The organism is Jatrophihabitans sp. (assembly GCF_036000465.1).
In the GTDB taxonomy this organism is placed as follows: domain Bacteria; phylum Actinomycetota; class Actinomycetes; order Mycobacteriales; family Jatrophihabitantaceae; genus Jatrophihabitans.
Window position 1 is genome coordinate 1 of sequence record NZ_DASYFV010000031.1, and the last position, 12,522, is coordinate 12,522.

The 12,522-nt window shown below is 71.3% G+C and carries 10 protein-coding genes; 3 read left to right on the forward strand and 7 right to left on the reverse strand.

The window, feature by feature from the left end; genetic code table 11:
* Positions 1-1,345 (reverse strand): glucosylglycerate hydrolase (ggh, locus tag VGN18_RS09995; RefSeq protein WP_327539532.1); only part of this gene is annotated, 1,345 nt, incomplete at its 3' end.
* Positions 1,346-1,445: 100 nt separating this feature from the next.
* Here ggh and VGN18_RS10000 point away from each other — a divergent pair.
* Positions 1,446-2,048: an HAD-IA family hydrolase gene (locus VGN18_RS10000; protein WP_327539533.1), complete on the forward strand. Its 603-nt coding sequence runs from the start codon at positions 1,446-1,448 to the stop codon at positions 2,046-2,048.
* A gap of 43 nt (positions 2,049-2,091) precedes the next feature.
* On the opposite strand, the gene VGN18_RS10005 is transcribed toward VGN18_RS10000, so the two are convergent.
* Positions 2,092-3,228 (reverse strand): hypothetical protein, encoded by a 1,137-nt coding sequence (locus VGN18_RS10005; RefSeq protein ID WP_327539534.1) that lies wholly within the window; start codon positions 3,226-3,228, stop codon positions 2,092-2,094.
* Between the two features lie 202 nt (positions 3,229-3,430).
* Between VGN18_RS10005 and VGN18_RS10010 the strand changes: the two genes are divergently transcribed.
* Positions 3,431-3,859, forward strand: a complete 429-nt coding sequence (locus VGN18_RS10010) for a VOC family protein (protein WP_327539535.1) — start codon at positions 3,431-3,433, stop codon at positions 3,857-3,859.
* Here the strand turns inward: VGN18_RS10010 and VGN18_RS10015 are convergent.
* Positions 3,849-3,998, reverse strand: coding sequence for a hypothetical protein (locus VGN18_RS10015; protein ID WP_327539536.1), 150 nt, complete (start codon positions 3,996-3,998; stop codon positions 3,849-3,851). The genes VGN18_RS10010 and VGN18_RS10015 overlap by 11 nt on opposite strands.
* 86 nt (positions 3,999-4,084) lie before the next feature.
* On the opposite strand from VGN18_RS10015, the gene VGN18_RS10020 reads away from it, so the two are divergent.
* Positions 4,085-4,675, forward strand: coding sequence for a TetR/AcrR family transcriptional regulator (locus VGN18_RS10020; protein ID WP_327539537.1), 591 nt, complete (start codon positions 4,085-4,087; stop codon positions 4,673-4,675).
* A 6-nt stretch (positions 4,676-4,681) separates the two neighbouring features.
* On the opposite strand, the gene VGN18_RS10025 is transcribed toward VGN18_RS10020, so the two are convergent.
* The 4 genes from VGN18_RS10025 to VGN18_RS10040 all read right to left on the reverse strand — a co-directional run bounded on the left by VGN18_RS10025 (position 4,682) and on the right by VGN18_RS10040 (position 12,495).
* Complete coding sequence (locus VGN18_RS10025) at positions 4,682-6,262, reverse strand: phospholipase D-like domain-containing protein (RefSeq protein ID WP_327539538.1); 1,581 nt, start codon at positions 6,260-6,262, stop codon at positions 4,682-4,684.
* Positions 6,255-7,835 carry an MFS transporter gene (locus VGN18_RS10030; protein ID WP_327539539.1) on the reverse strand — a complete coding sequence of 527 codons (1,581 nt, stop codon included), beginning with the start codon at positions 7,833-7,835 and terminating at the stop codon, positions 6,255-6,257. The genes VGN18_RS10025 and VGN18_RS10030 overlap by 8 nt, the downstream gene beginning before the upstream one ends.
* A gap of 155 nt (positions 7,836-7,990) precedes the next feature.
* Positions 7,991-11,320 (reverse strand): glucodextranase DOMON-like domain-containing protein, encoded by a 3,330-nt coding sequence (locus VGN18_RS10035; RefSeq protein WP_327539540.1) that lies wholly within the window; start codon positions 11,318-11,320, stop codon positions 7,991-7,993.
* 158 nt (positions 11,321-11,478) lie between these two features.
* Complete coding sequence (locus VGN18_RS10040; RefSeq protein WP_327539541.1) at positions 11,479-12,495, reverse strand: aldo/keto reductase family protein; 1,017 nt, start codon at positions 12,493-12,495, stop codon at positions 11,479-11,481.
* Between the last annotated feature and the right edge of the window lie 27 nt (positions 12,496-12,522).

Here is a 12,522-nt window from a genome sequence, read left to right on the forward strand (position 1 = left end):
TGACGCCTGACGGCGGCGGGTCGGCCCGTTCGGCGATCCAGTCGAGGGCCACGGCCGCGGTCCACGACTGGTTGTGGCTGCCGAGCGGCTCCGCGGTGAACGGCTCGTAGTACTCGCCGAACGCGAGGTCCCCGAGCTGGGCGAGTCCGGCGGCGCGCCACCGATCGGCCAGGTCGATCTCGCCGCGACGGCGCAGGGCCCAGGCGAAGAGCCAGTTCATGACCGGCCAGTTCGGCCCGCGCCAGTACGCGCGGGGCCGGAAGCCCTCCGCGTCGGGGGAGACGGTCGGCGGCAGGGCGTGGGCGAGGCGCGGATGGCCGGCCCAGCGCGGACCGGTGATGATCGCCTGCTGTCGGGCGCACGCGGCCGCGTCGCCGCCGCACAGCAGGGCCGAGAACGAGGCCAGGGACTCGGTCGGGTTCCATGCCGCCGCGCGCAGGTCGAGGTCGCGGCACCGGCCCGTGCCGGGGTCGATCGAGGCCAGCACGCCCGCCCGCGCCCGCGCGGCCAGGGCAGCCTGGTCGGCCACCGCGTCGGCCATCCCGACCGCTGCGCCCAGCTGCCTGAGCTCCTCGGCCGCGACGGCCAGCAACGCGGTCATGAACACGTCGCCGACCCGGAAGTCGACGACCGCCGGGATGTCCTCGTCGCGGTAGTCGACCGAGCGCAGCTGCGCGACGAGGTGCAGGTAGCGCTGGTACTCCGCATCGGTCGGGCGCTGGGCGGTGTCCTCGACCAGCGACGTGTCGTGGCGCCGCAGCGCGACCGGGGCGGCGACGGTGATCGCGGCGTAGGCGTCGTCCCACCGGGGCGAGTTGTCCATCCCCGACTCCCAGCCGTGGTGGATCTCGACGAGCCCGCGACCGTCGGGGTCGCGCACCGTCGCGAGCCAGCGGTGCCACGACGCGAGCTTCGGCACCGCCTCCACGACGAAGGCCTCGGCCGCCTCCGCATCGCGGCCGCCGGCCGCGCGTCCGGCCTGCAGGATGCGGGCCACGGCGATGGCGTGGACCGGTGGCTGCGCGATGCCACTGGTGCGGATGCCGGCCGGCTTGGCCGCGACCGTGTCGGTGCCCCACACGTCCGGGCCGGGGAAGTAGTCCGGGACGTCGGCGAACACGATGTGCGGGATCATGCCGGTCGACCACTGGGCCCGCAGCAGCGTGCGCAGTTCGGTGATCGCCCGCGGCACCGAGACGCGGGCCAGCCCGATCGCGATGAACGCGGCGTCCCACGACCACTGGTGGGGGTACAGCTGCGGTGCGGCCGTGACCATCGTGCCGAGGTCGTTGTCGGCGAGCACCTGCCGGGCCGCCCGGGCAAGGCGCTCGTCCGCGGCACTCACGCGCACGCTGTCGCGGCCCGGATCAGGCCGGCACCGATAATGATCGTCATAGACCCACCTGCCGATCCTGATCGGAGATTCGTATGGACAGCGTGAGCCGGTGACCTCCCAACCCCCACTGGCGGTGCTCTGGGACGCCGACGGCGTCCTGCAGCACACGCCCGCCGGCGTGTGGGAGCCGGCGGTCCAGGTCGTCGGGCGGTTCCCCGGCGCGCTCACCGGGGCCCCGATCGACGAGCAGCGGATCCGGGCCGTGACCCACGAGCTCGGCCTCGATCATCGCGTCGACGACATCGTGGCGGTGTGGTCGACGTTCGACCTGCTGGAGCCGACGCTCCAGGTGCTGGCGATGGTGCGCGCGGCCGGGACACCGTGCTACCTCGCGACCAACCAGGACGCCTACCGGGCCGACTGCATGCGCCGGAACGCGAGGTACGGCGAGGTGCTCGACGGCGCGTACTACTCCTGCGACATCGGCGCGGCCAAGCCCTCGGCCGACTTCTTCGCGCACATCGCCGACGATCTCGGCCTCGCGCCGGACCGACTGCTCTTCCTCGACGACCAACCCGCGAACGTCGACGGCGCCCGAGCGGCCGGACTCGCCGCGGAGCGGTGGATCCACGACGACGGGGTCCCACGCCTGCGCGACATCCTCGACGTCCACCGCGTACCGCTCTCCACTGACCGGGGACCTCGTCGCTGAAGGTGAGCGCCGTTGTCCGCGCCGGCCTACGACCGCCTCCGAATCAGCGGCCGGTGGCCACGATCGAGTGCAGCATGGTCAGTTCCTGCGAGCCGTACCGGGTCATCGGAGTGATGTAGCTGCCCTCGGTGACCTCGTTCCAGCTGATGAGGCCCCAGTCGTCCGGGTGGGTCGCGAGGTTGCCGTCGAACACGGAGCGCAGCGTCTGCCCACCCTTGCGCGGGACGCAGGACGTACCGCCGGCGAGCTGCTTGTCGTAGCCCGGGATGAACGGGGCGACCCAGACCTTCGCGCTGCCGTCGGCGTTGTGGGGGCTTGATCGCACGGCACTCGCGAGCGCGGCGAGCTGCTGGAACGACTGCGGATTGGTGTACGGATTCTGCGAGGACCAGTAGTACGCGTCCCCTTCCAGATAGGGCGCGCGGCTGGTCGACCACGTGGTCTCGTCCCCGAGGATCCGCAGCGAGCCGCGGAAGGCCGAACTCACCGTCGCCAGCGTCGAGACCGGGTACTTCCGGCTGCCCTGCCAGATCACGGTGGGACGGCTGCTCTGCTGCCGGTCGAACGCCGGTTCGCGGCCGTACTTCTGGACGAAGTACCGCAGGTCGTTGACGATCGCGGTTGTGCTCAACACGGTGGCGGAGGCCTTGTAGCTCAGCCAGAGGCTGAAGGGGATGCCCTGGGCGTTCACCTTGTGCACCGCATCGACCAGCGCCTGCAGTCGCGCGCTGTACGGGGTGCTCGTGACGGTCTGGCCGGTCGCCCCGGACCCGGCCCAGTTGACCGCGAAGCCGGTGAGACCGGCCGCGGCCGCCCGCCGGACGTCCGTCTCGATGACTCCGGGGTCGTCCTGGCTGTACAGCTTGGCCGGGACGTCGGTGAGCTGGTTGCCGGTGTAGAGCGACTTCGGGTGGCAGCCGGCGGCATCCAGCGTCGCAGGCAACGGCAGAGGGCTCGCGGTCGCGGGGTAGTGCGAGCCGAGCGAGCTCTTCCAGTGGTTGAGGCTCCACCACAGGTAGTAGTAGGCGAAGACGCGAGGGTGCGTCACGGTGGTCGCCTGGGCCCCCGCGGACGTCGGCGTCGCGGCCGAGGCCAACGGGACGAGGGTCAGCAGCGCGGCCAGGGTGCAGGCCAAGCGCTTCGAGTGGGACATACGGCGCGACGGGGCTCTGTGCTTCATGGGATGCGTCCTTCGGGTCGGCGCAGCCCGTCCCGGTCGACGGCCCGCGCGTGGGCTCCCCCTCGAAGCCGGCACCCCGAGCCGACCGCAGAGACCATAACCCGGCGGTGGCGCCCGGCCAAAGGTCGCGGTGAATGCCACAGGATCGTGGGGATACCGCGGGGATCTTGTCGCCGGTCACGCCCGCGCGTTGGATGGGTCCATGAAGCCGAATCGCTCCATCCCGGCGGCGACGGTCATCCCGGTGCTGACCTACCCGGACGTACGGGCGGCGGTGGCCTGGCTGGCGGCGTCATTCGGCTTCGTCGAGCGCGTCCGGATCGGCGTCGACCACCGGGCGCAGCTGTCGGTCGGCGATGCGGCGGTGATCGTCGCCGACGCCGGGGGCGATCGACGGCCACCCGAGGCGCACGCCGTGACGCAGTCGGTCATCGTGCGCGTCGCCGATGTGCGCGCCCAGCGGGACCGGGCCGCGGGGCAGGGGGCGGAGATCGTGATGGAACCGACCGACTTCCCGTACGGCGAGCGGCAGTGCGGCGTCCGCGATCCGTGGGGACATCACTGGACGTTCTCGCAGACGCTCGCCGACGTGGCCCCGGAGGACTGGGGCGGCGAGACCGTCACGCCCTGAAGGTGCGGCGCCCCGGGGCAGGAGAGCGGCGCGGCCGGTGCTCGAGCGCTTCGGTCTCGACCTCGTAACCGAGATACAGAGCGACCGTCAGCCAGGCCGCGGCCGCGATGATCGCCAGCGTCAGCAGCACATCACCCATGAGGGGGACCTCCTTGATTGCGTACTTGTACGCTAGAAGTGTGCGTACGCGTACGCAAGTAGGAACTCGTTAGGTAACCTCGGGGGATGACCTCCGCGCGCGCCCCCCGGGGCACGGTGACCCGGGCCCGGGTGGTCGATGCGGCCAGCCGGCTCATCGCCGCCGAGGGGTACGAGAACGTCACGATGCGGGGCCTGGCGAGCGAGCTCGGCGTCGCGCCGATGTCGCTGTACCGCCACGTGGCCAGCAAGGACGACCTGCTCGACGAGGTCGTCGACCGGCTGCTTTCCGAGCGGTGGCGGCCCCGCTCGCGGGAGTCCAACTGGCGCAGGTGGATGACCGAGGCCGCTGACAACCTTCGGGCACTGCTCGTGGAGCAGCCGGCGGCACTGCACGTCTTCCTGAGCCATCCCGTCGTCTCGCCGGCCGCGCTCGAGCGGATGGAGGCGATGATGCGGGTGCTACGTCGGGTGCTCGGTGACGACGGCCAGGTCATCGACGCCTGGGCCGCCGTGCAGATGTACACGATCGGGTTCGCGGCGCTGGAGGCCTCGCGCGAGCAGCGACCGGACGTCGGTGTGCCGAGTTCCGAGGTGGCCGGGATGCTGGCCGGCTTTGCGACGCCGCATCAGTTCTCGGTCGGGTTGCGCTACCTGCTCGACGGAATCGAGCCCTGAGGGCGGCTACCGCTCGGTGCGGGGATCGGGCCAGACCGTCCGCAGCACCGTCTCCTTCGGCTCGAAACCGTCGGGGAAGCCGGCCTGCCGCCAGGTCGACCAGGGCAGGCCGTCCGGCACCCATTCCATGCGCCAGATGCCGAGCGCCAGCTCGAGATCGTCAAGCGCCTTGTCGAGATCGGGGTTGATCGGTGCGCGCAGGTGCTCGGCCCAGACCTGCTTGCGCAGATCGCGCACGAGGTCGGTCGCGGTCTCGACGGCGGTGCTGATCTCGCTGTCGGTGCCGCCCATCGAGCGGCTGAACATGTTGGCCGAGCCGATGCAGGCGAACCGGTCGTCGACGAGCACCAGCTTGGCGTGCACGGTCAGGTGCTCGACCCGGTGGACGGCGAAGTTCTCCGCGTGCTCGCCGTTGAGCCGGTCGACCACCTTCTCCTGCAGGTCGTCGTTCAGGTCGGAGTTGATCTGGCGCAGGTACAGCCCGGGGTCCTCCGGATCGCGCACGCCCGAACCGACGAGCACCACCTTGACGCCGCGCTTCGCGGCCGCGCGCAGGTGCGGGTACAGCTCGTACTCGTCGTCGCCGCCGAGGAACTCCTCGAGGTACTGGTCCTCGAGGTAGATGTAGGTCCGCGCCGACCCGAGGGCCTGCACGAGCGTCTCGTGGATCTCCTGCAGGCCGTCCTCGGGCAAGGAGTCCCAGGTGCGGCGGCGCGGCGGGATGACGGAGTCGACCTTGCGGGCCGACACCGAGCGCATGACCCGCACCGAGGTGTCGGGCGTGGGCACCGGCGCCTGCGGCCTGGCCTCGTCGAGCGTCGGCGCCGGGTGCCGCGGGTTGAGCGGGTAGAGGCGCACCGGCGGCCGGGGCGGGAACAGCTGGTGCGGCGCCCTGCGGGGAAACATCTTGAGCGGCAGGGTCGAGGCCTCGGCCCAGCGCTGCGCGAGGATCGCGTGCACCCGGTTCGCGGCCGGACCGCGCAGCCGGCAGCCGCAGTCGTGCCAGCCCCAGCGCTCACCGTCGAGTTCGAGGGTGTCGTGCGGGTCGCCGTCGTAGCGGTCGTCGGTGAGGTCGATGCCGTTCACGAACGCGGTCAGCTGGCCGCCGCGGTCGATGACGACGACCTTCTGGTGGTTCGAACCGAGCAGCGGGCCCGACCAGTCGAGCAGCACCGACTTGGCCAGCGGGCCCTTGCGACCCGTCCACCCGTCGGGACGCCAGTGCCGCATGCGATCGGCACTGCGGACGCTGCCGCGGAAGCCGGCCAGCGAGGCGACCGGCACCGAGCGCGCCGGGATCTTGCCGGCGATCAGCACCCGCACCTCGCCGCCGGCAGCCGCGATCTCGGCCAGCCGTCCGCCGAGCGGGCGGTAACCGGCGTCGCCCTCGCGCAACCCGGTGAGATCCAGACCGGCCTCGACCTCGAGGCCGGCGATCTGCACGCTGTCGCCGCGGCCGAGGCCCTCGAGGGCCTCGTCCAGGACGGCGAAGTAGGTCTTGCCGTCGACGAGCGGAGTCCACTCGGTGTCACCGACGAACGTGGGGCAGCCGTCGGTCGATTCGGGGAAGTAGGCGAGCTCAGGCAACGGAGGCTTCCTCGCCGTGGCCGGCGAAGTCCTGCTGCCGGATGGTGAAGAACGCGACGACGCCCGCCGCGAGAACGATGGCGGCCGCGACCACGATGATGCGGTCGAGGCCGGAGGTGAACGCGCTCTTGGTGATCTCACCGAGCCGGCCCCGGGCGGACGCCGGCACGGCCTGGGCGAGCTTGCCGATCGTCCCCGACTGCACCGCGGTCGCGATCTCGCGGCCGCGCCCGGCCAGCGCCGGCACGCCGCGCACGTGCGCCAGCACCGCGCTGGTGACCGCGCTCGAGAACACCGTGCCGAGCAGGGCGATGCCGGTGGCGATACCGACCTGGCGGAAGGTCGAGTTGATGCCTGACGCCATGCCGGCCCGCTGCGGCTGGACGACGCCGATGGCCGTCGAGGCGAGTGGGGGATTGACCAGCCCGACCCCGGCGCCGGCGACGATCAGCCCGGGGACCAGGTGGGTCCAGGTGGTGTTCGCGTCCAGGCCGGTCATGAGCAGCAGCCCGACGCCGACGAGGATCAGGCCCGGTGCGATGAGGAAGCGGATCGGCACGTGCGAGGTGAGCCGACCGGCGACGGTCGAGGTGACCAGGATGCCGCCGGACAGCACCAGCAGGCGCAGTCCGGTGCCGAGTGCGTCGTAGCCGAGGACGTCCTGGATGTAGAGGACGAGGTAGAGCAGCAGCGCGAAGATCGACGCGCTTAGCCCGAACGCGGCGACCGCCCCGCCGGTGAAGGTCGGCTTGCGGAACAGCGCGAGGTCGAACATCGGCGACGAACCCTTGGCCTCGACCGCGACGAACGCGATCAGCAGCACCGCGGCGGCGATCAGGCAGCCGACCACCCGGGCGTCGCCGAAGCCGCGCTGGTTCGACTCGATGAGTCCGTAGACGAGGCTCGCGAGGGCGAGGGTGAACAGGGCGAAGCCGGCCCAGTCGGGGCGGCGGGCGTGCGGTGCCCTCGACTCCGACACCCGCAGGACGCACAGCACAACCGCGACCACGCCGATCGGCAGGTTGACCAGGAAGATCCAGCGCCAGGACAGCCCGGAGGTCAGCACGCCGCCCAGCAGCGGGCCGACGGCGACGGCGAGCCCGGTGATCGCGCCCCAGATGCCGAACGCGACGCCGCGATCCTTGCCGCGGAACGCGTCGGCCAGCAGGGCCAGCGACACCGAGAACATGATCGCGCCGCCGATGCCCTGGACAGCGCGGGAGAGCTGCAGCGTCAGGGTGTTGGGCGCCGACCCGCACAGCAGCGATGCGATCGTGAACACGCTCAGGCCGATGACGAACAGCCGGCGGCGGCCGAACAGGTCGGCCAGGCTGCCCGCGGTGAGCAGCAGCGCAGCGAGGGTGAGGGCGTAGGCGTCGACGACCCACTGCAGGTCGGAGAAGCTCGAGTGCAGCGCCGTCTGGATGTCGGGCAGCGCGACGTTCACGATGGTCACGTCGAGCAGCAGCATGAAGGTGCCGAGGCAGACGGTGACGAGCGTCCACCACTTGTGCGGCTCCGGGCCGGCGGTCCGTCGGGAATCGCGGACAGCGGCATCGTTCGATCGGGTCACGTCAACTCCCAGCAGAGGCGGCGCGATCGTTGCGAGTTCAAGCGCCCGGGTGGTCGGACGGTACCCGTCGCGGGGCGCCGACTACCGCCCGTGCGACGCAGTCGTTCCCGCTCGGCCGGCCCGGTGCTCGGCCGAACGGGAACAACTCGGACGTTCTACGGGACGGCAACCCCGCGCAGCACGACCGCGCCCTTCGTCGGGTCGAGCTCGTCGGCCTGCGCGACCCCGGCCGGCGGGATCGTGTCGAGCACCTTCGGCACCGTGTTCGGGTCGAGGGAGCAGATCGGGGCGCCGTTGCCCGCGGCGCACACGCCGAAGTTGTACGGCTGCGGTGTCGGCGCGAACGTGCGGGCCTGGTCGACCCCGCCGCCGCTGCCGTCCTGCCCGGTCAGGGCGAGGACGAAGGACCAGCCCGTGCTCGGCGTGCCGAACTGCGCCTCGGGCAGCGCGATCGTCACCGTGTTCGCGATCGTCGAGGAGACGACCGCCGTGACCGCGCCGACCGGGTTGCCGTTCGGGTCGTCCCAGATCGGGGCGGCGAAGCCCTGGACCTCGAGACGCTGGCTCCACGCGTCGCTGCTGCCGATCGAGTAGTTGCGAGTGGCGTGCGAGGCCGACGTCGACGTCGTCGTCGCTCCCGGCCGGTGCACGTAGATGTCGAACAGCTGCGCGCCGAGCGTGCTGCCGAACGTCGCCTTGAGGTTGCGCAGCGTCACCCGCAGATAGACCGTGCCGCTCTTGGTGAGCACCTGGAAGCGGGTGATGTCGAACGAGCCGGGCGTGAAGTCCGACGCCGTCGGGTACTGGTAGGTGCCCGGGCCGTTGTCGTCGTTCGCCGGGTCGGTCGTGACCAGGACGCTCGTACCGCCGATGAGGTCACCGACCACCGTCACCTGGGCGTAACCGGTACCGGTCGAGGTCGTCGATGCCACCGTGATGATGTCCGTCCCGAAGGAGACCGGGACGGCGACGTTGTACGCGCCGCTGCCGTCGGCCGTCGCGGTTGCCAGATCGGACGACGGGGTGTCGGTGCCGATCGAGCTGACGACGACGTGCGCGCCCGGCGTGGTCGTGCCGGAGACGGCGGTGGTGCCCGAGACCGACTCGCCGCTCGCCGGTGCGGTGATCGTCACCGGCACCGCGCCCGGGGCGCCGTGGGTGACGTAGCGCGCCGTCGTGATGTCGGGCCGGTCGGTGATACGCCCGGCGCCGAGGTCGGTGATCAGCCGCAGCTCCTGGGCCTGGGCCCAGGTGAGCGGCGAGGCCGAACCGGCGGCGTGACCGTCCTGGAAACCGATGGAGGCGGTCGTCGGGTCGGAGCCGTACGGGTCGGCCGCCAGATTCGGATCCTCCCAGGCCTGCTCGGGCACGAGGCCCTCGCCCGAGGCCGAGGCGAGCATGAACGCCAGCTGCGAGTTCGCGAGCGCGGTGTCACCCTGGGCCAGCGCCGACTCGGCTCGCTCGCCCGAGAGCACCGGCCACAGGTGGCCGCTGCCCTTGTCGGTGGTCGGCCACGGCTGGCCGTTGCGCGGGCAGTCCGTCGGGTCGGGCACGTAGCAGTCGCCGTAGCCGTCGGTGCTGCCGTTCTTGGCGTCGGTGCCGTAGCGGTAGTAGCCGGTGCCGGTCGGCGTCGCGACGCTGATCTGCTTGTCGAGCACGGCGAGCGAGTTCACGATGTCGGGGTCGGTGGGCGGCAGCTCGCCGAGTCGGACGAGTTCCTGGAACCCGCCGTCGACGACCGCGCGCTGGTCGACGGTGACGCTGCCGTTGCCCAGGCTGTAGAGGTACTCCGAGTTCGGGTCGCCGTTCTTCGACAGCCGGATGAAGTACGGGCTGCTCGAGTACGGCCCGTGGTGGGTGACCGCCAGCGACTTGATCGTGCGCTGGAACTGGTCGGCCGTCGCCTGGTACAGCTCGGCCTTGTCGGTGTCGCCGTGCGAGCGCGCGATCGTCGCCGCGGCGGTGAGCCCGGCGATCTCGGCGGCGATGGTCGAGGGCGAGTAGCCGCCCTGCTCCTCCCACCGCTCGTTGCCGAACGACGGGCCGTGTGAGACGAGGAAGTCAGCCGCCTTGACGATGTGCTGCGAGTACAGCGTCGCGTCGCTGCCGAGGCCGGTGAGGTAGGCCATCAGGATCGGGTACGCGGTCTCGTCCAGCTGGTCGCCGCCGGTGTCGGGGGCGGTCCTGCCGTTGAGCAGCGAGTTGCGCGGCATCTGCCCGCCGACCTGCTGCTGGCGCTCGAACAGGAACCGGGTGGCCGCCCGCGCCTCGGCGATGTCGCCGTCGGCGAGCATGCCGGTCACGCCCTCGTAGAGGTCGCGGCTGAACACCTCGCGGTAGGAGCCGAAGTACACCGGCTTGCCGCCGGGCAGGTCACCCGCGCTGACCGCCTGGCCCCACGGGCTGGCGAGCGAGGCGACGAGCGCTCCCGGGAAGGTCTTGTCGACGCTGGCCTTGAGCACGTTCGCGCTCACGTAGTAGGCGGCGAGCTGCTTCAGCGTCACCCCGCGGGGCCGGTTGAGCCCCGCGTCGTAGGCGACCCACCGCCGCAGGTACGCGATCGTGAGCGCGACGCTGCTTGTGCCGAGAGTGGCGGCGGCCGTGCTGACCGCCTGCTGCTGCGTGCGGCCGAAGCCCAGCGCCAGGGTGGTCGAGCGCGAGCTGCCGGGCGGCGTCACGTCGGCCGTCGCGACCACGTGGCCGTTCGGCGCCGATGTGTACTGCGTGAGCGAGTGCGTGGCGTCGAGCTGCGTCAGGCCGTCGGAGGCCGAACCCTCGTAGCCCACCGACGAGCGGTGCAGCGTCGTCGCGTCCAGGGCCATGAAGGTCGGCACCGCGTAGTCGCGGTTGTCGGCCTGGCTCACCGTGGCGGTGTCACCGACGACGGCGACCCCCGATGCGTCGACGGTGCCGGAGTCGGCGCCGCCGTTGGCGCTGCCGCCGCCACCGTTGCCGTTCACGTGCGAGTCCAGCCGGGCGTAGACCGCGAGGCGGCGCGTGGGGCTGCCGGTGTTCAGCGACGTGCGCAGGACGACGGTGTCGCGGCTCGGGTCGGCCAGGTAGGTGGTGGTGAGCGTGTACCCGTGTCGGGCGCTCGTTGCCGTGACCGTGCAGGTCATACCGGTCGGGTCGGCCTTCACCGAGTACGTCATGTCGCGCGTCTGCAGGTCGCTGAACGTCCGGCCGTCGGTGACGACGAACTCGAGCGACTGGACGTTGGTGTTGTCGATCGTCGGTTCGTAGACGTCGGACAGCACGCCGTTCGCGACGGTGAACCAGACCTTCGAGGTCGTGTTGCGCGCCGTGCCCACGCAGTCCTTGCGGGCGAGATCGAAGCGGGACAGCGTGCCGGGGGCGCCGGGCGCGACGGTCGCCGCCGCCGCGGCATTCGCCCCGGTGCTCGTGGCAACGAGCTGGCCGGCGACGGCGACGGCCGCCGCGCTGAGAACGAGTGCGGAACGGAGACGGGACGGACGGCGCAACACGGCAGCTCCCTGGACGGCGGTGGCGGGCTGTCGAGGATTGTTCGCGTCGAGAACATACAAAGTCAAGAAGTCGCGAGAGTCCGGCTCGAGCGCCCAATCAGCACGGTCGAACCGGACTCTTGCGACTAAACGCCGCCCTCACATTGCCGGGTGGGAGGTCAGAGTGCGCGACGCCGCGGCGTCGAATTCGCGACCTGCGTCGCGTCGCGGTTCACGACGTCACCGAGGGCGTCGTCGATCGCCGCCATCGCGTCGGACGGGATCGTGACGCCGGCCGCCTTGACGTTCTCGGTGACCTGCTCGGGACGCGACGCCCCGACGAGCGCGGCCGCGACGTTGCGGTTCTGCAGCACCCACGCGACCGCGAGCGTGGCCATCGACAGACCGAGATCGCCGGCGATCGGCGCGAGCTGCTGCACCCGGGTCAGCACGTCGTCGTTCATGGAACGCTTGATCATGTCGGCGCCGCCCTTGTCGTCGGTCGCGCGCGAGCCCGCGGGCGGCGGTTGGCCCGGCTGGTACTTGCCGCTCAGCACGCCCTGCGCGATCGGCGACCAGACGATCTGGCTGATGCCGAGCTCGTCACAGGTGGGGACGACCTCGTCCTCGATGACGCGCCACAGCATCGAGTACTGCGGCTGGCTCGAGGCGAGGGAGACCCCGAGGTCCTTGGCCAGCGCGTGACCGGCCCGGAGCTGTTCCGGCGTCCACTCGCTGACGCCGATGTAGAGCGCCTTGCCGGCCCGGACGACGTCGGCGAAGGCCTGCATCGTCTCCTCCAGCGGCGTGAACGTGTCGTAGCGGTGCGCCTGGTAGAGGTCGACGTAGTCCATCTGGAGGCGGCGCAGCGATCCGTCGATGCCCTCCATGATGTGCTTGCGCGACAGGCCCGTGTCGTTCTTGCCCTTGGGGTCCGGCCCGACCGGCCAGTACACCTTGGTGAAGATCTCGAGCGATTCGCGCCGCTCGCCCTTCACCGCGGCGCCGAGCACCTCCTCGGCCTTGCCGTTCGCGTAGACGTCGGCGGTGTCGAAGCTGGTGATGCCGGCGTCGAGGGCGGCACGTACGCACTGCGTCGCCACGTCGTTCTCGACCTGCGAGCCGTGCGTGAGCCAGTTGCCGTAGGTGATCTCGGAGATCTGCAGGCCGGAGTTGCCGAGGTATCTGAAGTCCATACCCCCATCCTGCCGAGTGGGTGGTAA

Coding starts and splice junctions, on each gene's coding strand:
- VGN18_RS10005 (WP_327539534.1), bottom strand. CDS start 3,228: ATGAAGCACAGAGCCCCGTCGCGCCGTATGTCCCACTCGAAGCGCTTG.
- VGN18_RS10010 (WP_327539535.1), top strand. CDS start 3,431: ATGAAGCCGAATCGCTCCATCCCGGCGGCGACGGTCATCCCGGTGCTG.
- VGN18_RS10020 (WP_327539537.1), top strand. CDS start 4,085: ATGACCTCCGCGCGCGCCCCCCGGGGCACGGTGACCCGGGCCCGGGTG.
- VGN18_RS10015 (WP_327539536.1), bottom strand. CDS start 3,998: ATGGGTGATGTGCTGCTGACGCTGGCGATCATCGCGGCCGCGGCCTGG.
- VGN18_RS10040 (WP_327539541.1), bottom strand. CDS start 12,495: ATGGACTTCAGATACCTCGGCAACTCCGGCCTGCAGATCTCCGAGATC.